20 protein-coding genes are annotated in these 21,194 nt (G+C 46.9%); 19 read left to right on the top strand and 1 reads right to left on the bottom strand.

The annotated features are described in order from the left end of the window. The first annotated feature begins 16 nt into the window (after positions 1 to 16). The 14 genes from AC50YO_RS08045 (at position 17) to AC50YO_RS07980 (ending at position 15,051) form a co-directional block, all read left to right on the top strand. Positions 17 to 418, top strand: coding sequence for a DUF2634 domain-containing protein (locus AC50YO_RS08045; protein WP_494845673.1), 402 nt, complete (start codon positions 17 to 19; stop codon positions 416 to 418). Between the two features lies 1 nt (position 419). Beyond that, on the top strand, positions 420 to 1,430 hold the full coding sequence (locus AC50YO_RS08040) for a baseplate J/gp47 family protein (RefSeq protein WP_494845671.1): 1,011 nt from the start codon (positions 420 to 422) through the stop codon (positions 1,428 to 1,430). Next, on the top strand, positions 1,427 to 2,146 hold the full coding sequence (locus tag AC50YO_RS08035; RefSeq protein ID WP_494845667.1) for a hypothetical protein: 720 nt from the start codon (positions 1,427 to 1,429) through the stop codon (positions 2,144 to 2,146). Before AC50YO_RS08040 ends, AC50YO_RS08035 begins: the two co-directional genes overlap by 4 nt. A 17-nt stretch (positions 2,147 to 2,163) precedes the next feature. Continuing rightward, the gene (locus AC50YO_RS08030) at positions 2,164 to 2,679 is read left to right on the top strand and encodes a BW3TFN family phage tail fiber component (protein ID WP_494845664.1); all 516 of its coding nucleotides are present in this window, start codon (positions 2,164 to 2,166) and stop codon (positions 2,677 to 2,679) included. A 69-nt stretch (positions 2,680 to 2,748) separates the two neighbouring features. Further along, positions 2,749 to 4,809, top strand: coding sequence for a DUF4815 domain-containing protein (locus tag AC50YO_RS08025; protein WP_494845662.1), 2,061 nt, complete (start codon positions 2,749 to 2,751; stop codon positions 4,807 to 4,809). Positions 4,810 to 4,820: 11 nt separating this feature from the next. Then, a complete protein-coding gene (locus tag AC50YO_RS08020; RefSeq protein WP_494845660.1) occupies positions 4,821 to 5,966 on the top strand; it encodes a hypothetical protein in 1,146 nt (381 codons plus the stop codon). Positions 5,967 to 5,983: 17 nt separating this feature from the next. Next, on the top strand, positions 5,984 to 6,157 hold the full coding sequence (locus AC50YO_RS08015; RefSeq protein ID WP_494845656.1) for a hypothetical protein: 174 nt from the start codon (positions 5,984 to 5,986) through the stop codon (positions 6,155 to 6,157). A gap of 6 nt (positions 6,158 to 6,163) precedes the next feature. Then, on the top strand, positions 6,164 to 6,502 hold the full coding sequence (locus AC50YO_RS08010) for a hypothetical protein (protein ID WP_494845652.1): 339 nt from the start codon (positions 6,164 to 6,166) through the stop codon (positions 6,500 to 6,502). Between the two features lie 13 nt (positions 6,503 to 6,515). Beyond that, positions 6,516 to 9,305 carry a hypothetical protein gene (locus AC50YO_RS08005; RefSeq protein WP_494845650.1) on the top strand — a complete coding sequence of 930 codons (2,790 nt, stop codon included), beginning with the start codon at positions 6,516 to 6,518 and terminating at the stop codon, positions 9,303 to 9,305. Between the two features lie 151 nt (positions 9,306 to 9,456). After that, a complete protein-coding gene (locus AC50YO_RS08000; protein ID WP_494845648.1) occupies positions 9,457 to 11,004 on the top strand; it encodes a spore germination protein in 1,548 nt (515 codons plus the stop codon). Continuing rightward, positions 10,997 to 12,166, top strand: a complete 1,170-nt coding sequence (locus AC50YO_RS07995) for a Ger(x)C family spore germination protein (RefSeq protein ID WP_494845646.1) — start codon at positions 10,997 to 10,999, stop codon at positions 12,164 to 12,166. Before AC50YO_RS08000 ends, AC50YO_RS07995 begins: the two co-directional genes overlap by 8 nt. Beyond that, positions 12,166 to 12,390 carry a hypothetical protein gene (locus AC50YO_RS07990; RefSeq protein ID WP_494845641.1) on the top strand — a complete coding sequence of 75 codons (225 nt, stop codon included), beginning with the start codon at positions 12,166 to 12,168 and terminating at the stop codon, positions 12,388 to 12,390. Before AC50YO_RS07995 ends, AC50YO_RS07990 begins: the two co-directional genes overlap by 1 nt. A 7-nt stretch (positions 12,391 to 12,397) precedes the next feature. After that, positions 12,398 to 13,699: a GerAB/ArcD/ProY family transporter gene (locus AC50YO_RS07985; RefSeq protein WP_494845635.1), complete on the top strand. Its 1,302-nt coding sequence runs from the start codon at positions 12,398 to 12,400 to the stop codon at positions 13,697 to 13,699. A 494-nt stretch (positions 13,700 to 14,193) separates the two neighbouring features. Beyond that, entirely contained in the window at positions 14,194 to 15,051 is an 858-nt protein-coding gene (locus AC50YO_RS07980; protein WP_494845632.1) for a DUF421 domain-containing protein, read from the top strand. Between the two features lie 127 nt (positions 15,052 to 15,178). Here the strand turns inward: AC50YO_RS07980 and AC50YO_RS07975 are convergent, their stop codons facing one another. Then, on the bottom strand, positions 15,179 to 15,925 hold the full coding sequence (locus AC50YO_RS07975) for a YhcN/YlaJ family sporulation lipoprotein (RefSeq protein WP_494845629.1): 747 nt from the start codon (positions 15,923 to 15,925) through the stop codon (positions 15,179 to 15,181). A 361-nt stretch (positions 15,926 to 16,286) separates the two neighbouring features. Here AC50YO_RS07975 and coxB point away from each other — a divergent pair, with 361 nt between their 5' ends. From coxB to ctaG, 5 genes are all read left to right on the top strand, one after another. After that, on the top strand, positions 16,287 to 17,333 hold the full coding sequence (gene coxB / locus AC50YO_RS07970) for a cytochrome c oxidase subunit II (protein WP_494845626.1): 1,047 nt from the start codon (positions 16,287 to 16,289) through the stop codon (positions 17,331 to 17,333). A 29-nt stretch (positions 17,334 to 17,362) separates the two neighbouring features. Then, positions 17,363 to 19,246, top strand: coding sequence for a cytochrome c oxidase subunit I (gene ctaD, locus AC50YO_RS07965; RefSeq protein WP_494845621.1), 1,884 nt, complete (start codon positions 17,363 to 17,365; stop codon positions 19,244 to 19,246). After that, positions 19,243 to 19,860: a cytochrome (ubi)quinol oxidase subunit III gene (locus AC50YO_RS07960; protein WP_494845619.1), complete on the top strand. Its 618-nt coding sequence runs from the start codon at positions 19,243 to 19,245 to the stop codon at positions 19,858 to 19,860. The genes ctaD and AC50YO_RS07960 overlap by 4 nt, the downstream gene beginning before the upstream one ends. A 4-nt stretch (positions 19,861 to 19,864) precedes the next feature. Further along, positions 19,865 to 20,185 carry a cytochrome C oxidase subunit IV family protein gene (locus tag AC50YO_RS07955; RefSeq protein ID WP_494845616.1) on the top strand — a complete coding sequence of 107 codons (321 nt, stop codon included), beginning with the start codon at positions 19,865 to 19,867 and terminating at the stop codon, positions 20,183 to 20,185. A gap of 82 nt (positions 20,186 to 20,267) precedes the next feature. After that, a complete protein-coding gene (gene ctaG, locus AC50YO_RS07950) occupies positions 20,268 to 21,170 on the top strand; it encodes a cytochrome c oxidase assembly factor CtaG (protein WP_494845614.1) in 903 nt (300 codons plus the stop codon). Positions 21,171 to 21,194: the final 24 nt, after the last annotated feature.

Below are 21,194 nucleotides of genomic sequence, written 5' to 3'. Positions count from 1 at the left end.
AGGGAGGCGCCAGCGAATGGGTCTGACACCTGATGTTCAATTTCCGAATGTAATTGTCAGCAAAACCCCGGCCCTTCAAACCTATCATTTGGATATGGAGACAGGTGAAATTGGCAGACGGATAGACGGTCTTGATGCGATTAAACAATTCATTCATAAAGCGATCCAAACCATTCGATTCAATTACCCGATCTATTCGAAGGATTATGGCTGCGAGATTCTGCATATGCTCGGCAAGCCCTATTCCCAAGGCTTTATTAGAGTGGAGATGATCCGAATGGTAACAGAGGCGCTTCTGTATGATGAACGGATCAGCCGTGTCTATGATTTTACTATTCATTCGGTGCAGGATGAGGTTGCCATTGCCTTTCGGGTGGACTCGTCCCAAGGTACTGTGCGGTATGAAGGAGTGTTGTAGCTTGGAAGGAGCGAATACGCTCAGCTTCGAGTCGAAGCTGCAGCAGCTGCTAGACAGGGTCGATGACAAGCTGGATAAGAGTGAAGGCTCGATTATCTATGATGCGCTGGCGCCAATTGCCATGCAGCTATGGATGGAAGAGAGCAAATTTCGCAGTATTCTGGAGCAAGCCTTCGCTGTAACAGCGGAGGGGCGTTTCCTTGATTTGATTGCGAAGGATTATGGTCTTGAGCGTACCCCTGCGGCATCGGCAAAGGTGGAGCTGGAGTTGACGGGCATTGTAAATGCGGTTATCCCAGAAGGGACTACGCTCGGCATAGCAAACTCTGATCTTTCCTTTGTTACGATAGCGGAAGCGGTTATTGGCAGCAATGGCAGAACGACCGTGATGGCGAGGTGCAGACAGCCGGGATTGATCGGGAATGTCAACGCCGACATGATTCGTCTATTGTTCGATCCTGTGAAGGATATATGGACGGTTAATAATATGCTACCGGCTGCAGGCGGCTTGAATCAGGAGGCTGACGAGGTACTCAGGGAACGCATTTTGTATCAGAAGCGCAATCCGGAGCATGGCGGTACGGAATCAGATTATAAGCGCTGGGCTTTATCGGTGACAGGCGTGACCTATGCAGAAGCCGTCAACTTCGCCCGCGGACTCGGTACAGTTGATGTTGTTATCGGCGCTGCTGCTGACATTGATCAGATCTGCAAGGATGTCAGTCGTCTTATTGAGCTGAAGAAGCCGCTCGGGGTGGACGTGTGCGTGAAAAAGGTAGTGCCAGAGAAGTTGGATGTAAAAGTAAAAGTCATCGGTCTGGAGGAATCCCTAGCGAAAAATGCGGTATATAAATATTTGCGGACGGTGAATATTGGCGGCACGATCTATATATCCAAAATAGTGGCGGCATTGATTACCGCAGGTGCGGCGGATGCTTCCGTGCTCGAACCAAAGCAGAATCGAACGCTGCCGATTGACCATAGCTTGGAAGCGAAGGTGATTGTCGTATGACGACTCCGCTGATGCGTTATTTGCCTGACTACTATCAGGAAAGCAGGCAAATGAATGCCATAATGGAGGCTTCATGGCCGGATATACCCGACGTTGATAGTCATTTGCTTCATTCCTTATTCCTGTCAGAGACGCCAGAGGAATGGATCTACTTATGGCAGCAAGAGCTGAAAGAGTCTTCGAGAGAAGCGTTGCTCGCCAAGCTGCGTTCCTCGGGAACGCTGAATATGGAGACCTTGCAGGCATTGGGATTGTCCGCAGTAGAGACCCATCGTTTAAGTCCAGAGGATGGATATACGCTGTCAGGAGATGACGCCGTATTCCCCGATGGACAATTCTATGGTCCATTAATCACCGCAATCTACGTCAATCCTGATCAAGTGAGCATTGTTCGCAATTTGATTCAGATTAGCGGCTTTGCCGGATTCAAGTATTGGCTGGCCGTTACGTTGAAGCAAGCCGTCAAGCTGACGAATCCTCGTACCGGAACACTAAGAAGCCTCTATCTGGGTCCAGATCGGGCAACGAAGCTTTCTTATGAGGAGCTAAGCGGCGTACAGGTAAGTACGGGTCTTCTTAACTCTTCTTATTATATAAGTAAAACTGAAGCTTCTAGATCCGCTTGGTGGTCTCCAAATGTATTTTTTACCGATCAAACTACTTACTTAGAGGATGATTTCCGTATTCAGAGATCACACATTACAGTAATGACTTAACCTGAGGAGGACAATAGATGGGAGTCAGTTATACGGCGACGGTGGCTGGCATGAGGACCTTTCAAGCGCTTCATCTCGTTCATACGGATAATGTCTGGATCGGCATTGGCAAGCCTACGCCATGGAATGAGGCGGACAGCGTTCCCGAAGTATCGAGCTCTATGCAGCTTATCGAGCCGGTTGGCTATAAGAAAGCAGAAAAGGTACGTTTCATCATGCCCGATAGCCAAGGAGATATTATCCAATTCGAGCAAAGGTGGAAGCTAATCTCTGAGGAGGAAGCATCGCAGAGCTTCACTCGCTGGGTCTATGTCGCAGCATGGCTTACAGGCAACGAGCTGCCAGCCGTCAGCTATCGGCAAAGTGCCATTGTAACGGGACTGCAGCTCCGTGCAGATACGCCGCCGGGTAAGCTGGCCGTATTGCCTGAGGAGGTAGACAGTCAGGGATACGCTCTGATTGTCAATAATCGCTCTCCAATTCATCGAACGGCGGATCAGCGGGAATATCTTGAGTTTATTGTTGAGTTCTGATAGAGGCTCAAGTGCATTGGCTGCAGCTATATAGCCCAGTAAGGGCATCTTGTTTAGGAGGATCGCAGGATGAGTGTATACAATCGTTTTGATCCGGCCAAGCGCTGGGTCTCCTTGCAAGCTCAGACTGGCAGGCGCTTGCAGGCTGCCGAATTGAATGAGATCCAATCCTTGTCGCTGCATCGCGATAAGCGCATGGGAGATGTCATATTCGGCTCCGGCCATATTATCGAAGGCGGCCAGATTTATATTAAGCCGGATCGTACAGCTATTATTTTTCCTGCTACCGTTTATTTCGACGGCGTAATTCATGACATTGGGGAAAAAAGCATTCCGATAACGTCCGAGGGAGAAGAAGTGATCGGGCTCAAAATTATTTATCGAACCGTAACCTTTGAGACAGAGAAAGAGCTGCTCGACCCGGCGGTCGGTTACGCAAACTTTGGCTCCCCGGGTATGGATCGGCTAATCGCTTCTCCGGATTGGGTGCTGAATGATGCAGCTGCCATACCGATGTATCGGCTTGTGGATGGGGAGGTTGTATCCGCCAAGGTCCCGCCCGAATTGGAAGGGTTCACACCGGTGCTAGCCAGAAGAACACATGATACGAGCGGCAGCTTCCTTGTATCAGGAATGGACGGTTTTATTGAGCCTGCGGGCAGTGACCACATCAATCTAGTTATTGAGGCGGGAAAGGCGTATGTTCAAGGCTATGAGATCAACCGTCTGGTTCCGACGAGAAGCAAGCTGCCCAAGGCGTTGGATACGAGAAGAGTAGCCGATGAAGTGAAAAGCTATGCCAATAATACGAGTCTCTATGCGCTCAACAGCAGACCGGTTAAGGCCATTGCGGAGCTGACAGCGAAGGTCCGCTTGTCCAATATGATCATGACCAGACAAAATTCTGCCGATCAGCATGATCCGCTCCTCCAGAATGCAGTTGTTGATATTATCAGTATTGTGCAGGGAGCGAAGACCTTCGTTAAGGGCAGGGATTACAAGCTGTCGGGCAATCATATCGATTGGTCTATAGGGATGGACAAGCCTGGAATCGGTGAGACCTATCAGGCCACCTATGATTATATGAAGACGATGATTCAAGGTGAGGATTATCAACTGGACGGTGATCATACTGTTGCTTGGCTAGCTAAGGATCGGCCTGTAGATGGCTCTATATTTAATGTCACTTATGATTACTACCTAGCTCGTAAGGATGCCTTCTACTTGACTGCTGACGGGCAAGTCAGAATTGTGTCGGGACAGTCGGATGTCAATCCGCCAGCTCCGCCTGTGCCGCCGGATATATTGGAGCTTGGCGAGCTCTATTTTCCCCCGGCCAGTACCGAGGTGAGAGTTGTTAACTATAAGCCCAAACGCCTTACCATGCTGGAGCTTCGCTCTCTTCTTGACCGACTGGAACGGGCAGAGTACAACCAGGCACTGGTGGAGCTGGATCGGACAGCTCAAATTGCTGACCCTATGCTAGCGAAGAAAGGGATATTCTCCGATAACTTTACCAACTTCGAGCGATCTGACGTAACAAGAGAGGGCTTCGACTCCATGATCGATCCAGTGAATCAGACACTGCAGCTCCCAGCGATCCAGCAGTTCATTCAATTGGACTTCGAGAGCGGAGAGTCGGTAAGACAGCATGAGAGACTCCTTACGATGGATTATATAGAGCAGGTTGTACTGGATCAGAGCCATGGCACAGAATCATTGAATGTTAACCCGTATCAGGTATTCGGCTCGCAAGCGACTATGCGTCTAACCCCATCTCAGGATTCATGGGTGGAGACTACTTATATTCATCAAACCGTGTGGGGCTGGTGGGATGCATGGTGGAGCGGCAATCGTACGGAAACAAGGGTCATTCTAGATGAGAATGTTCCCTTTATTAGAAGAAGAGTTGTTACGGTGCATGGTGAAGGGTTCGAGCCCCATAGCAACAATCTGCAAGCGACGTTCGACGGCGTAGCGATCGCACTAAGTCCGGCAGCAGGCTCGGAGGCCGGAACGAAGCCAGGTACGGTAAAGGCAAATAGCTTAGGCAGATTCACCGCTTTGTTCACAATTCCAGACCAGATACGTACTGGAACGAGAGAAGTGCGGATATTTAATTACGTATAGGAGGTATTGCAGTGGCTGAGCCTCAAATTCAGAATGAATCAAGAACGTCTTATGTAGGAGTGGGCAGAAGGCAAATTATTGAGCAGACCTTCTGGCAGGTGCCATGGTGGAACCAGATTGATCCGCTCGCCCAGACGTTCCTGCTGCTTGAAGAGAGATTTGTCACGAGCGTAGACTTGTTCTTCGAAACGAAGGACGATGATAAGCCTGTAACGATCCAGCTGCGAGACGTTGTGAATGGCTATCCCGGTACTACTGTTCTCGCCTCGAAAGTAATGGAGGCCCCTTCGGTTAAGACATCATTAAAGGGAGATGTTCCGACAAAAGTAACGTTCGCAGATCCCATTCTGCTTCAAGCCAATATTGAATACGCCATCGTTATACTGACTGGATCAAGCCAGTACCGATTATTCGTGGCTCGCATGAGCGGCAAGGATCTAATCAGCGGCAATATCGTATCCAGACAGCCCTATGCAGTTGGCCTTCTTTTCTCCAGCTCGAACGCGACAGCTTGGACAGCGCATCAGGATATGGATTTGAAATTTAGGCTATATGCGGCTGAATTCAAGAGTACGAGCAGCCAGCTATATTTCAAGGGACTTAAGCTCTCGACAGCAGCCTCTCAACTGCTCTTATCCACTAGCCAGTTGGTGCCGCAGGGCAGCAATTTGCAATGGCAATGGTCATCGGATGGAGAGGATTGGTATGCGCTAGCTGATACAGGCGTAACAGGTCTTGGCCATCCGACGAAGGATATTCAAGTAAGGGCGATGTTAAGCGGAACGAAAAAAAGCTCGCCCGTCATTCAGACGGAAGCCATCGGAGCTGCAGCATTGGCTTTCAAACCGGCGGGTGTTTATATTAGCAAGCAATGGTTCGTCAATGATCCTTTTACTAAGTTAACGATCTACGTAGATTTCCACACGCCGTCGGGGACCGCTCAGAGCGTGGAGTACAGTACGGACGATGGGGCTGCATGGCATCCGTTGGGGGCGGAGGTCGCCAAGCAGTTCATTGGGCAGTACACGCAATACAAGTATGAAGCGACACTGGCTACTGCCAAAAAACAGGTTCGAATCCGGATCAAGCAGTCAAATACGGAAGCTAGCAGAGCTGAAACACCTAGGGCGAGGCGGCTGATGGTTACGTTATCTTAGAGAAGCGGGTGAAGAGAATGAGTAATCCGAACCGCATTAATTTGGACCCGGCCGCTCCTGACAGCCTGTATGCAGGAGCGCAGAAGGTTAATACGGCGCTGGACGAGGCGGAAGCACGCATGGACAGGCTGGAATTGGAATTGAATATCAAGCTAAGCAACATGCTTTGCCTGCACTGGATGGAGGTGTAAAGGCGAATGCCCTATGAAGTCTACACAGCGATTGATCTGTATGCTGGGCAACCGGCCGTTGCAATCACGGATCTAGTAACCCTCAGTCAAAAAACGATATTGAAGAGCATTGTCATTCATAACACCACGCCCGTTGGCTCCAAGCTGCTATTATATGTCATTCGTCCAGGCAAGCTGGCAAATGCGGAAACACAGCGTATTGGCACAACTATTAGCGGTGAGGATACGATCAAAATTACATTCGAAACGGTGCTGCCCAAAGGGACGAAAATTGCAGCAAGACAGACCGTCGCAGGGGCATTATCTCTAGATATATCAGGAGTCGAGGTGATTTCGGTTGTATAGCTCTTTGAAGGGGATGATGAACGGAAGCGCGGGAGTTATAAGGCGATCGTTTCCTGCTGCCCAAGGGGAGACAATTCAAAAAGGCGACATCGTCTCCGTTGTTAATAATCGGCTTTATAAAAACGCCAAGGCTCCGATCAGCAGTCTTCCGAGATTCAGTCCGGATGTTCTTTATTTGCCCTCTGTTGCGGAAAGCCACGTCATCCATCCTATCTATGCAAATGGATTTATTCATATCGCAACGACGCAGAGTACGATCATTCTCACGAGATTGGGAGTAGGAACGGATGGGATTCTGGTGGAGAGCAGCAGAACGATTCCTATCTATGGCGTTGAAGGAATGAATCTGTTGACGTTTCGTCCATTGACAAGCGAGGCTGGCCTTCTATGCTATTTGGAGCATAATACCGACAAATGGGTGTTGATCGTCATTCGTTGGGGGGACACTGATGGTCTCCAATTAGGCAAGCCCTTCGTTGCTGAATTGTACACTTCCCTATTGCCTGCAATCGAGAGCATTTCTTCTACGAGCTTTGTTCTGGCATGGCAATGCTATAAGGCGACGCCGCAAAGGCTCAAAGCGGTGATTGTGAGCATTGGCTCTGAAGATTCGCTTACGTACGAAGGATATCCCTTGGAGATCGAAACAAATAGTCTTCTAGGCAGCAGCTTTGCATTCAGTAAGCTGGCAACGGGGAGTTTCGCCGTCAGTTATGTGCTTCAGCAGAACTCTTCTCAACTGGTGACCAGATTGTTATCAATCGAGGGCTCAACAATCACACTGGGAGACAAGCAAATAACGAACTCTTCCCTAAGATCAGTCTCGTTAAGGCATCTTCTGCTCACATCCAATCGATTCGTCATACTGAACAAGCAAGAGGGAGTGCTGCAGCTTATCAATGCAACGATAGAGCTGAATAAGCTTAATCTTTATTCTCACGCAGTTGAGGATGAGCTGCGAGATCCGGTTTTCGATGTTATCGAGATATCGGATACCCGGTTCATGTTGGCGTACAAGCCCAATAGTGAATCGACTTATATGCAGCCTGGCAGGCTGGTGTTCTGTGTATTTGATACGGCGGATAGCAAGCTGCAGCCGTTGTATTCGCAGAGTATTCTTGATCGGGTAAGCGGTGGAAGCAATAAGCTGACATTCACTTCCCTGAGCCATTCATTATTCGCTCTGACCTTTAATTCGCTGACGCCTAATAATAATAATTACACCCAGACGGTTATGGTCCGTGCTTTGCCCAGTCAGGAAGCATTCGAGGCGTTCAAGGAGAAGGAACAACTCATTAATATATGGGATCAGGATTGCAGGGCGGAGAGCTTCTATCTCAGTGCATCTGGAACAGAAGGGAGCTTCGTGGCTGCTGGAGCAAGCAGAATCAAGCTGTTCCGCTATTCTTGGTCACCTCTAAGATTTATAACTGCTGGTATCGGAGAATTCCAGTCAGTGACTGGTGATTTTGATCGTAATGGCCGTTATTATGACTCTATCGTTATGTCTAATGGCTATATCGCGTTAGCCTATCGAGAAAGAGATACTTGGCATGGCAAGCTATCTATATTCGAGCCGCAAGAGGGCGGGTATCGTCCGCTAGTCTCGCATACGTTCTCTTATAGCCATGTTGACAATATTGCGGTTATTGAATTAGTTCCAGGTACGCTGGCATTGCAATACAAACAGAGGATTATACCAGCCTACGGTTCAGACCAATATTTGCGAGGGGCTGGCTATGAGGAAGTAAAGGTGATGGTAGCCTCTGTTAGCGGAGATGGATTAACAAGCAAGATGACAGCAAGCCTTGATATGAATGATCCTTATTTGGACAGTCGATTATTTCCGTTGGCAGGGGGCTTGATTCTTGTCGTTGGGATAAGCAATCCCAGCCAGAATTTGATTGCCCGCGTATTCAAGTATGACCATACAGGAGGAAGCCCTTCCTTCACTGCGTTCGGACCTTCTGTAACGCTTGATTATGAGAGAAGCAGCTTTCATGCTGTACGGATAACTAGCCGTAAAGTAGTTGTGCAATCTATTTCTACCCACCTCATCGAAGTTGATGATAATGGCGTTCTTTTTGTTCATCAACGTTTCTATATGGATATCGGCGGCAATCGGATGACTCACGGCATCATAGGCGATGGTAATGGCAGAGCAGCTGTTCTAACGACAGACCGAAGCAATCTGGAGGTAATGGAGACGACTTCCTATGCTTTCCTTGATTCAGCACTATATCAAGCTGGCGATACGATTATTCGGCAGGCAGGCATGCGGGCGATTATGACGGATATTCATCGAATGGGCGGCAGAGCAGTCTTCCTCTATAAAGCGAGATGGGCTAGCGGCAATACTTCTAGTGTTGGACTGCCCCATCAGGATGTGTATGCCGCATTTCTAGATACGGATCCCCCTTTGGACGGGACAGCTCCGCGCGATCAACATTACGCTATCCCAACGTCAGCAGATGCTGCACCTGTATTTCTTCCGATAGATGATACCCGAGCATTCTGCATTGTCACAGATGCCTCCCAGAATCAACTGTTTGCTATTGCCTATAAGGATGAAGAGTGCCTGTCATTAGGAAGACCGTATTTAACACCTCTTGGGGTAGCTGCATCGGATGGCGAAGGCGGACAGAGCATTGATGTAGTGATTCGCGGAATAGTAGAAATCGAAGGAGTTGTACTGCGGCCAGGAGCCGTTTATTATAACGGCAATGATGGTCGGTTATCCACTTCTGCTTATGGAAAAAAAGTCGGAATCGCTATTTCTAATCATGAATTATTATTGGAATAATGAGATGGAATACGCTTGAGCCTTACTGGCCAGAGCGTATTTTTTTTGTGCAATAACAGGGAGCAGTTAGATGCTGCTTCTCTATTTGTTGCATAAATAAAGTGCTATAGGAAGAAAATAACTACAAAACAATGACCGGCGGTGAAAAACTATGCCCAGAAAAACCAATGTAAAGGAAGGAAGACTGGATCACCATGCGATTCAGGAATTCAAAGAGGTGCCGATTGGCAAGACGGTAGAGGGTAATAGACGAATGCTGGAAGAGCTGTTCAAGGATAGCTCGGATGTGGTTATACGGGGCTTCCAAATTCAGAACGGCCCGAATGCGCTAATTTGTTACGTCGACGGCATGGTGATGACCGATGCGGTTGATGCTGCTCTTCAATCCATCATGGTATTCGAAGGAAATGCTTCGAAAGCAGATGATATCGTGGAACAAGCCTTGCCTGTCGTTCAGACATTGGAGGTTCAGACCTACGCGGAGCTTCTGGTGAATGTGTTATCCGGAGACAGCGGGTTTTTCGTAGACGGTTGCGATACAGCTGTCTGCTTGGGACTCCGGGGAGGACAACGCCGAAGCGTATCCGAGCCGGAGACGGAGACGGTCGTTCGTGGACCAAGAGAGGGCTTCAATGAAACGCTTCGGACGAACACGGGTTTGCTTCGCAATAAGATCAAGTCTCCCCGCCTAAAGATGCAATCCTTCGTCGTAGGAAGAGAGACGAATACGAATGTCATCGTTAGTTATATGGCAGGGATCGCGAACACGAAGCTAGTAGAGGAAGTTGTGAATCGAATCAAGCGAATTGAGATAGATGGTGTGCTGGAGAGCGGCTATATAGAAGAGCTCATACAGGATCAAGGCTATTCGATATTCCCGCAAATTCAGAATACAGAGCGGCCAGATGCAGTGGCAGCGTCACTTCTGGAAGGGCGGGTTGCCATTATGGTAGATGGGACACCGTTCGTGCTAATTGCCCCGTTCGGATTTTTTCAGTGGCTGCAGTCGAGTGAGGATTATTATGAAAGATTTATAATAGGGTCTCTTCTACGACTATTACGGTTTGGCGCCTTATTCGTAGCTTTATTCGCGCCAGCCATTTATATTGCGGCTTCGACCTATCATCCAGAGATGATTCCAACTAATCTGCTGCTGAGTATCGCTGCTTCTCGCGAAGCGATTCCATTCCCGGCGGTAGTCGAAGCATTAATCATGGAGATTTCCTTCGAAGCCTTGCGTGAAGCAGGAATCAGGCTGCCGCGAACCGTCGGGCAAGCTGTCAGCATATTGGGGGCGCTGGTCGTGGGGCAAGCGGCTGTCCAGGCAGGCATCGTGTCTGCTGCTATGGTTATTGTCGTATCCATGACAGGGATAGCGTCCTTCACATTGCCCAGATACAGCCCTGCCGTATCTTTGAGAATGCTGCGTTTTCCTTTGATGCTGCTTGCTTCTTTGTTCGGTGTGTTCGGCATACTGATCGGAGCGGTTGCTATTGTAGCGCATATGTCGAGAATTACCTCCTTTGGCGTTCCTTATTTCTCGCCTGTGTCGCCTGTGTCGTTCAAAGATTGGAGGGACGTATTCATTAGGTCACCATGGTGGAAAATGAAGAATCGTCCTGCTTTTCTGAATCCAGAAAACGAAGTGAGACAAGATAATTTGAAGGGAACAGGTAATTCGCGTTATGAACATGAATAAGCGATCGCTATTGCTGTTTTTATTAATAGTCTGCTCACCTCTTCTGTTATCAGGCTGTTGGGATCGTACAGAAATTAATGATATGGCCTTTGTATTAGCAAGTGCTGTAGACATAGAGGGCGATAAGATACGAACCAGTGTCCTGATTCCTTTGCCTGGCAATATGGGGGCAGCTGGGAGTGGAGGAGGCGGGGGCAGTGGCCAAAAATCCTATGCGATTAAGACAGAGACAGGGAGCACCATAAGAGAAGGGATTATCAAGCTTCAGAATGAGCTGCCCCGACGGCTATATTTTGGTCACCGCAGAGTTTTCATTATTGGTGAGGAGTTGGCCAAAACTAAAGGAGTTGGCTGGATAGTGGACAGCATTACTCGCCTGCCTGAGAATCGGTTGACTTCCTTTATAGTTGTTTCCAAGGGAAAGGGGTTGGACCTCTTAAATACACAAACGACATTGGAAAGATTCTCAGCAGAGTCCATGCGTGAGCTTCTGCAATCGAATGCTACGGTTAGAGTGTCTTTGAAGGATGTAGCTTCAAAAGTATCAGTAGTAGGCTCGGATGCCTTCTTACCTTACTTAACGGTAATCGAGAGCAAGATTCCCACGCAAGAGCAAAATGATGTGGGTATAATGGGATTTGCCTTGACGCATGATGGCAAGATGGTTGGCGTCGCCAAAGGTGATGCTGCCAACGGAATAAGATTATTGAGTGGAAGATTCCGTCCCTATAACGAAACCTTAAAGGATGAGAGCGGCGTGATCAGCGTTCTAATTAGTAAGGCCAACGTTCGAATCAAACCGATGGTGAACGATACTAAACTTCGATTTCGCATTGATGCGAACGTAGAGGTGAGCATATCCGAGGATACCCATATAGAACGGGATTACGATGATATTGGACAACGTCTGGCAATTGAAGAACTGGTAGAAAAGAAGCTGTCCGCTTCACTTAAAGAAGCAATTAGGCTTATGCAGCGCCACAATGCCGATGTAATTGGATTTGGACAATATGCTGACCGTGCATACCCTTCCCTATGGAAAAAGGAATGGAGCAAAAACTGGGACACTGTATTCTCGGAATGTGAATTTGAAGTGGTGACAGGGGCGAATATCTATCGCCTGGGAATGAACAGGGAAAATTTAACGAGGAAGGCGAATTAATGGACATCCCGTATGTAATGATCGTGTTGGCAATTATGATCGTTGTCATTGTTAGGAAATGGAAAAAGCTTACCTGTGTACCAAGCAAAGCCGTATTCATTTCGCTGCTGATAATAAATAGTTCAGCGTTAGTTCTCTATGCGATTTCCATTAATCTGTGGATTACGGAAAATTCTATCTTGTATACGCTGGCTATAAAAATAATGACTATGATGAAAGGATGAGCTGGCAATGAAGGATCACATGAAAATTTCCACACTGAAACTAGCGATGCTGGTCAGTTCTTTTCTTATTGCATCCAATATGGTCAGCTTGCCAATGGCGTTGACGGGGATCGCCAATCAAGATGCATGGCTTTCTTTCCTGCTCCCTATACCCCTTGGAATTGGCTATGCTTATATGCTGTGGCGCTTGGCTCGCAGCATGCCGGGCAAAAATCTGTTCGATATGGCTAATTCCTTATGGGGCAAATGGTTCGGCGGACTGCTGAATGCGCTGTTAATCGGTTATTTATTTATGGATTTGGTCAGCCAGCTAAGGCTATTTAGTGATTTTTTTAATTCCTCCATATTATTGAAGACCCCCCATGAGTTTATTTTATTATTGACGGTATTTCTAATGATGTACTTTGCTACAGGGACGATGGAGCATCTGGCAAGAGCTAACCTTATGTTTAGTATGGTGTTCATCACTATGTACGTTCTATTGCCCCTGCTGCTGTTGAATGAAATAGATTTGAACAAATTGCCTCCTGTGTTGAGCGATGGCATAATTCCTCCAATGAAAAGCAGTATACTTGTCGTCAGTTCATTTGCCGATCTCATTGCGATTGGGGCTTTTCTGCATCATATACGGAAGCCGCGCGATATCTATCTTGCAGTGAAGATGGGTGTCGTTATATCCGCTTTTATATTAACGATATGGCTATTCTGTATTGTGAGTGTAATCAGTCCGGTGCTTGCTTCCAGACTTCTGTATATTGGCTGGATACTCGTTCAGCAGATCCATGTGACCGACTTTTTGGATCGTGTAGATATATTTTTGATTTCGGGATATATTCCGACCATATTAATTAAATTTGCGGTTTTATATTTTGCTATTCTGACAGGCCTTACCTCTTATACAAAGCAGCAAAACTATGACTTCGCCAATGTTCTGACTGGTCTAGCGATATCTCTGTTTGCTGGTCTTGCTTTCAATAACACAGATGAGGTAGTCCTGTTTGTAACCTATGGGATTATGCCTATAACCTTTGCCGTGCAATTTATCTTTTTTGGCTTCTTGCTTATAGGTGTTCTCAGGAAAAAGAAACCGGGTCTTCCATCTGATGCGAAGGCAGGGGGCTATGGCAAAGGGATATGGCTGTCCATTGTCGGCGGTCTATTATCAATTGTTACCGGATCAATGGTAGGGCACATGAGAGGGAGCTATGGTACAGCGAGCGCTCTTGCCTATGTTTGTTTTCTGATGCTATGCGTCTACTTCAGCTTGAAAGAATACAGCAAGACGATGGAGAAGGGGCAGAATGGATAACGGCATCCAGATAGTCTGGATGCCGTTGGCTTGTGTAACATATATTTAACCTCGGGTTGAGGTTAGTCTCATCGGGCCATGCTAGCAACGGGATGGCCGTTCAATATCCCTTGTTAATTACAGCAAGATCGCATTATCTTGCCTACTAGGTTCTGCGTGAGCGCAAAACAGTTTCGTAAGCATTCTTCAAAACAACGAAAGCCCTACCTCTCTTCCGTCCTCGCGGCTCCGATGACCGCGCCAGTGTGAATCAAAGTTCTTACAGCACGTACAGGATTGGAAATTAACAGGAAAAGAAAATCAAAATCTGAGGAAAACGTTGAGTTTTCTAATGAGGGATATACTGGGGTTAAATACAACACAATAGCTAAAGTATAACTCATCTCAGTCAGAAATGCAACTAGAAGGAAAACTATGTAAGCATGTATGACTTCTTGGCAACGGGAGATTATAGGAAAGACAACATTAGTAATTGCCAGCAGGAGGGAAATGCAATGCCGGATTGGTTGGAGATTTCACTGAGGACCTTATCGTCTGTCCTAATTTTGTTCGCCATTACGAAGCTTCTAGGCAAACGACAAATATCGCAATTATCGCTCTTTGAATATATCACGGGGATAACAATGGGGAATATCGCCGCTTATATTTCATTGGATTTAGATAACAATTGGTATTTGGGTATTGTATCTCTAGTTGTCTGGGTAGCGGTTTCTGTTGGGATAGAGTATTGGACACTTCACAATAAAAAGCTTCGAGATATTGTAGATGGCCGAGGAACGGTATTAATTGATAAGGGTGTTATGTTGAAAGAAAATATGAAGAAGGAAAAAATTACAATAGATGAAATGCTGGAGCAGCTGCGAAAAAAAGATGTTTTCCGAGTGGCAGATGTTGAATTCGCTATATTGGAGCAAAGCGGCGTTATTAACGTTCTGCTCAAGAAGGAGTATCGTCCGCTAACCCCTGACATGCTAGGGTGGAAGATGCCTCAGGAGGAGGAGCCGCAAACCATACTTATGGATGGTCAAGTGCTTGAGCAATCCCTGGAGGCTTCCGGACGAGACAAACAGTGGTTGAAGAGAGAGCTGCATAAGCAGAAGGTTGCGATGGAGAATGTATTTATGGCGCAGATTGATGCACAAGGGGAATTGTCCGTACAGACTGGCTATAAGAGCATCTCGGGGAAGAAGCCTAATAAGCCTGCTGAGCAGATTACAGCCTTGCTTGATCAGTACGAAGCAGAGCTTCAGATGCTGGAGCAGTTCGCCATGAATGATGAGGATAAACAGGATTATCGGGATGCGATCCATAAGCTTCAGGCGCTCATGAAACCGCAAAAACAACAAGGCTAGCAATGAGTGTATAATGGAGGGAAACATTGGAATATGAAGAGAAAACGAGCAAAAAGGGGGTTTGCTCCTTTTTGCTCGTTTTCTATATATAATAGGAAGCGATTTTTTTAGCATCAATAAATTTGATCTAATGTGTAGGTATTAATGACTGTCCTTTCCGGTTTCTAGCGCGTATTCCTTCATAATCGGACACTTGCTTAGGCATAATTTTTCCGCCCGCAAATTGATATTTGACTAAGTTATTGAAATCCTCCAGCCATGGTGTCAATGAATGATTCATCCAAGCTTGCTTGGCATAATCATTCATTTGATTCACGTAATCCATATTCGCCGAAATATGCACTTCCTGAACCATAGGCGCCAGCTCACGAACACGCCTTGCGATAGTCTGCTTAAGCTCCGGCGACAATTGATTATGGTCATTGACCGAGAAATAAGAATTATAAGGCGTAACCAGCTGCCTGTTATCCCATCTCGGGCTGCCGGTATCATGGTTATAGACACCCTCGCCGCCCGCGCCACTGTTATCCTGTTCATCTGTCTTGCCTGTGCTTTTGGTTCCAACGGCGGTCCAATCCAGCATAATGCCGACATAAGCATTCTTGTCTGTCAGCATGACAATAGCGGATGCGACGCCATTAAGCTCGGTGACCTTTCCTGAAATCGTATTGCTGTATTCAAAAAAACGATTGTCGTGCTGGTGAGGGTTGGTGGATGCAGAGCCATAAAGCTTATTGCCAAGCATTTTGGGATCATCAGCTGTGCGGCTTCCATAATCATAATCACTTTGTTGAATGCGTTGCTCATAATTGCAGGCAGTTGTGGTGGTCAATAAGGCACAGCCAATCAGTAATCCAGCAACTCGTTTCTTCATTATTAGGTCAGCCTCCATTCGGGCGGTTATAGGAATAGGGTTTGTAGGGAACGATGAAATATACGCTTGCAGGTCCATACATAATTGACCATGGGTTTGGTGCACAATGTAGGATGGGGATTAGAGAGTGGGGCAAGCCTCATCGGCCGTCAAAAAACCTTGGCAATTAGCCTTTTTGACAGCTTTGCGAACAATTTGTGAACTCTCTGTGGAACATTGACAAATATGGGGTTCAACTTTATATTTAATAAAGTGATTTAAGTTACAGGAGTTGTCAAAACATCTGTGAAAAACACGCAGTATGCCGCAATTCACGCGATATTTGCAGCTGCGAAAACGTCAAAAGTGGGGTTGATTATTGATGAATCGGTGGCAGTTTGTAAAACGGCTTGCGCCGCTTCTGGCCTTGATGGTGTTGGTGCTGTCGGCATGTGGACGAAGTGACTTGTCCACGCTGAATCCCCAAGGTCCCGTAGCGGAAGAGCAGTTCGGACTGATGAAGCTGGCGATTTCAATCATGTTGATCGTGATTGTAGTCGTGTTTGCGATTTCTTTGTATGTAATTATTCGTTTCCGTAGACGTCCTGGAGACAACACGATTCCGAAGCAAGTGGAAGGAAGCCATAAGCTGGAGATTATTTGGACCGTTATTCCAATTATCATGCTTATCATTCTTGGCGTTCCTACCGTACAATCGGTATTCAATCTGTCCAAGGATTATACGAAGGACCCTGATGCGGTTAAAGTTATCGTAACTTCGCATCTCTACTGGTGGGAGTTCGAATATCCAGAGCTGGGTATTAAGACTGCACAGGAATTAATCATTCCAACAGACAAAACGATTTCTATTGAGACTAAGTCAGCTGACGTGAAGCACTCCTTCTGGATTCCGGCGCTTGCCGGCAAGATTGACTCCAATGCTGGCGCTAACGTTAATACGATGTACTTCTCAGCTCCAAAAGAAGGCGTTTACTTAGGTAAATGCGCAGAGCTATGTGGACCTTCCCATGGTCTGATGGATTTCAAAGTGAAATCAGTAAGTCCAGATGAATTTGATCGTTGGACAGCTGCGCTTCAAGAGCCGGTAGCACTGCCAAGTGACCCTGCAATCAAAGAAGCATTTGTCAGCAAGTGCTTGACTTGTCATGCAGTAGGCGATCAAGGTGGACCAGCTTTCCCTAACTTGACTGGTATCGGTAGCCGTGAGACTGTCGGAGGTATTCTTGTTAACACTGATGATAAGAAATACTCCAACGAAGGTACGGTATATGAGAACCTGCATCGTTGGATCGAAGATCCAGAGAAGGTGAAACCAGGCAACCAAATGCCTAAGGTTGATTTGACACCACAGGAGCTTGAAGGCATCTCGGATTATCTGTCGAAGCTTACGCTCGACTATGAACAATAAATCATCAGTGATTGAAGGAGGTACCTACTTTGGCTCATGGACATGCGGTTAAACGCCATACTGGTCTTATGGACTGGTTGACGACGGTTGACCACAAAAAAATCGGTATATTGTATTTGATAGCCGGGGGATTTTTCTTTCTGGTCGGTGGATTGGAAGCATTGCTCATTCGTATTCAACTGTGGAAGCCGCTTAACAATTTCGTATCCGCGGACACGTTCAATGAATTGCTGACCATGCATGGTACGACAATGATATTCCTTGCAGCGATGCCTATGATATTCGCGCTAATGAATGCGATTATCCCGCTGCAGATCGGTGCTCGCGACGTAGCGTTCCCATTCGTCAACGCACTAGGCTTCTGGACCTTCTTATTCGGCGGTGTATTGCTGAATATCAGCTGGTTCACTGGCGGAGCTCCAGATGCAGGCTGGACTGCTTATGCACCACTTGCAGGCACTACATACAATGGCGATCATGGCGTAGACTATTATGTAATAGGTTTGCAGATCGCTGGTATTGGTACATTGATCGGGGGCATTAACTTCCTCGTAACGATCATTAATATGCGTGCGCCAGGCATGACGTTCATGCGTATGCCGCTATTCACATGGACAGCATTCATTACATCAGCTCTGATCTTGTTCGCATTCCCTGCCTTGGCAGTTGGTCTGGCGGCACTGATGTTCGACCGTATATTTGATGCAAACTTCTTTAATCCTTCAGGCGGCGGTAACACCGTACTGTGGGAGCATATTTTCTGGATATTCGGGCATCCTGAGGTGTATATCCTCATCTTGCCGGCCTTCGGTGTTATTTCGGAGGTTATCAGTACATTCTCACGCAAGAGATTGTTCGGTTACAGCTCGATGGTATTTGCTACCATCCTTATCGGCTTCTTAGGCTTCATGGTTTGGGCGCATCACATGTTCACAACTGGTCTTGGGCCCGTTGCGAATGCGCTCTTCTCAATAGCAACGATGCTGATTGCTATACCGACAGGTATCAAAATTTTCAACTGGCTGTTCACGATGTGGGGCGGCTCGATCAAATTCACGGCAGCAAATCTATTCGCTGTAGGCTTCGTACCTACCTTCGTAATGGGTGGCGTAACGGGCGTTATGCTAGCAGCTGCACCTGCTGACTTCCAGTATCATGACAGCTATTTCGTCGTAGCCCATTTCCACTACGTTATCGTAGGCGGTTTGATCTTGGGTATCTTCGCGGGCTTGCATTACTGGTGGCCTAAGATGTTCGGACGCTTGCTCAATGAAACACTTGGCAAATGGACGTTCTGGACCTTCTTTATCGGATTCCATATGACGTTCTTCGTTCAGCATTTCCTTGGCTTGCTTGGTATGCCGCGTCGTATCTGGACTTATCTTGATGGTCTCGGCTTCAATGAAATGAACTTAATTAGTACAATCGGTGCTTTGCTGATGGGTCTCGGCACGATCTTCTTCCTTCTTAACGTTGTTATTACGGCATTCAAGCCGGCTAACGCTGCTAATGATCCATGGGAAGATGGCCGTACGCTGGAGTGGACAATTCCATCCCCGCCGCCAGAATATAACTTCAAACAAACGCCGCTCGTTCGCGGTTACGATGCTTATTGGAAAGAGAAGATGGAAGGCAATACAGGCATGACGCCTGCTGAGCCTATCGCATCGATCCATATGCCATCCCCATCTATTCTGCCATTCTTTATGTCACTTGGCTTGTTCATTACAGGCTTCGGATTGATGTATTCCAATGGCGAGTGGGGTAAGATTGCAGGTATTGATACAGGCTACATCGTAGTTGGTGCTGGATTGGTTATTACATTCGCCTGCATGGTGCTTCGTTCTGTATTTGATGATCATGGCTTCCATATTGAACCAGAAGAGCTGCAAGACAAGGGGGTAAAAGCATGAGCGCGCATTCGCATGTAGACGGGCAATTGCCTCATGAGCCCGAAAAAGCGACCCTAGAGGGACGCAATAAGATACTTGGTTTCTGGCTTTTCCTTGGTGGTGAAACGGTATTGTTCGGAACGCTGTTCTCAGCGTTCCTGGCATTGCGCCATCAGGTTATGGATGGTCCTCCGCCGAGCGAGCTTTTCTCCTTGCCGCTGGTTGCTACAGCAACAGCATTGTTGCTGACATCGAGCTTGACGAGCGTATTCGCTACACAAGCGCTGCACCAACGGAATGTAAAAGCATTAATCAGTTGGTTGATCGTGACGGTCGTTCTTGGCCTAGGCTTCCTGGGACTGGAAATTTACGAGTTCGTTCACTATGTACATGAAGGCCATGGCTTTACAACGAGCGCATTCAGCTCCTCGTTCTATACGCTTGTCGGCTTCCATGGTGCTCACGTAGCATTCGGTATTGGTTGGATCTCTATTCTGATCATGCAATTGATGAAGAAAGGTCTTACAGTCGTAACAGCTCCTAAAGCTTATGTGGCAGGTCTGTATTGGCACTTTATCGACGTAGTATGGGTATTTATCTTCACCGTCGTTTATTTGATGGGAAAGGTGGTTTAATCCGATGGCTAGCAATCATTCCGCTACGGAAGAACAACGTCCTGAGCGTCATAAGGTTGAAGGTCCGAAGAAGCATATCATTTCCTTTATCTTATCGATTCTGCTGACGGTAATTGCTTTTGCTGCTGTTGCAGGCGGCGAGATCAATAAAGATTTCATCTACATCATCTTGATGGGCTGTGCATTCCTGCAAGTATTCGTTCAATTAGCGTTCTGGATGCATATGAAGGATCGCGGTCATACATTCGCCATTATCGGTATTCTAGGCGGCGTGTTTATCGTCTTCACATGCGTAATCATGGCAGAATATTGGGTTTGGTGGTAATAAGCCAACGTATAATTGAAAAGAGGAGGGTCCCCCTATGGGTCCCTCCTCTTTTGTAGATATGTGAAAGGAGCTTCCACAAATGCTAGGTTTACAATATTTCAGCTTCGAAGAGTTGTGGACCCCATGGTTTTTATTCGGTACGATTGCTGTTGTAATTCTCTACTTCTATATTATAGGGCCTTGGAGAGAGAAGCAGCTGGTACCTGATGAGGAGAAAGCAACAGGCAAGCAGAAGCTGTTATTCGTGTCTGCTGCCTTCCTGTTCTATATGGTTCACGGTGGTCCATTCAATCTGCTGGGACATTTGATGTTCACCTTCCATATGGTTAATATGTCGGTATCTTATCTGATTGTCCCTCCAATGGTGCTATTGGGTATACCGGCTTTTGTGTGGAGAAGGGCTTTTGCCGCTAAAGGCTGGTCTAAGCTCAGCTTCTTGATGAATCCGGTTGTTACGCTAATTCTATTCAATCTATTGTTCTCGGTGTACCATATTCCGATTATTCATGATTATGTCATGACGAATTTCACCGTGCATCGCCTCTATTATGGCATTCTCTTGATTACAGCGATGATGATGTGGTGGCAGATTACTTGTCCGGTGCCAGAGTGGAATAGATTGACTGATCTCAAAAAAATGGCTTATGTATTCGCGAATGGCGTATTGCTTACACCTGCCTGCGCGCTTATTATTTTCGCTACTTCACCTATGTATGCGATCTATAATGATCCCCAGGTATGGGTGGAAGCTATGGGCTATTGTGTATCCGGCGATCCTGCGAGACTGCTTGAGCTGGTAGGTGGCGGTCCAGAGTTTTTCAATTGGATGGACGTAACGGAGGATCAGCAGCTTGGCGGTATTGTGATGAAGCTGGTACAAGAGCTTATGTACGGCATTATCCTGTCCTATATTTTCGCCATTTGGTTCAAGCGGGAACATAAGGATGACGAGCTTCCGAATGCGGGTACAGGCACAGCATAATTGCAGATTATCGTGAATATTACA

This window comes from Paenibacillus sp. J22P59, assembly GCF_059383895.1.
Note: the sequence above shows the minus strand (reverse complement) of the source record. Positions and strands in the feature narration are given on the sequence as shown.

Coding starts and splice junctions, on each gene's coding strand:
- AC50YO_RS08045 (WP_494845673.1), top strand. CDS start 17: ATGGGTCTGACACCTGATGTTCAATTTCCGAATGTAATTGTCAGCAAA.
- AC50YO_RS08035 (WP_494845667.1), top strand. CDS start 1,427: ATGACGACTCCGCTGATGCGTTATTTGCCTGACTACTATCAGGAAAGC.
- AC50YO_RS08030 (WP_494845664.1), top strand. CDS start 2,164: ATGGGAGTCAGTTATACGGCGACGGTGGCTGGCATGAGGACCTTTCAA.
- AC50YO_RS08025 (WP_494845662.1), top strand. CDS start 2,749: ATGAGTGTATACAATCGTTTTGATCCGGCCAAGCGCTGGGTCTCCTTG.
- AC50YO_RS08015 (WP_494845656.1), top strand. CDS start 5,984: ATGAGTAATCCGAACCGCATTAATTTGGACCCGGCCGCTCCTGACAGC.
- AC50YO_RS08010 (WP_494845652.1), top strand. CDS start 6,164: ATGCCCTATGAAGTCTACACAGCGATTGATCTGTATGCTGGGCAACCG.
- AC50YO_RS08005 (WP_494845650.1), top strand. CDS start 6,516: ATGATGAACGGAAGCGCGGGAGTTATAAGGCGATCGTTTCCTGCTGCC.
- AC50YO_RS08000 (WP_494845648.1), top strand. CDS start 9,457: ATGCCCAGAAAAACCAATGTAAAGGAAGGAAGACTGGATCACCATGCG.
- AC50YO_RS07995 (WP_494845646.1), top strand. CDS start 10,997: ATGAATAAGCGATCGCTATTGCTGTTTTTATTAATAGTCTGCTCACCT.
- AC50YO_RS07990 (WP_494845641.1), top strand. CDS start 12,166: ATGGACATCCCGTATGTAATGATCGTGTTGGCAATTATGATCGTTGTC.
- AC50YO_RS07985 (WP_494845635.1), top strand. CDS start 12,398: ATGAAGGATCACATGAAAATTTCCACACTGAAACTAGCGATGCTGGTC.
- AC50YO_RS07980 (WP_494845632.1), top strand. CDS start 14,194: ATGCCGGATTGGTTGGAGATTTCACTGAGGACCTTATCGTCTGTCCTA.
- AC50YO_RS07975 (WP_494845629.1), bottom strand. CDS start 15,925: ATGAAGAAACGAGTTGCTGGATTACTGATTGGCTGTGCCTTATTGACC.
- coxB (WP_494845626.1), top strand. CDS start 16,287: ATGAATCGGTGGCAGTTTGTAAAACGGCTTGCGCCGCTTCTGGCCTTG.
- AC50YO_RS07960 (WP_494845619.1), top strand. CDS start 19,243: ATGAGCGCGCATTCGCATGTAGACGGGCAATTGCCTCATGAGCCCGAA.
- AC50YO_RS07955 (WP_494845616.1), top strand. CDS start 19,865: ATGGCTAGCAATCATTCCGCTACGGAAGAACAACGTCCTGAGCGTCAT.
- ctaG (WP_494845614.1), top strand. CDS start 20,268: ATGCTAGGTTTACAATATTTCAGCTTCGAAGAGTTGTGGACCCCATGG.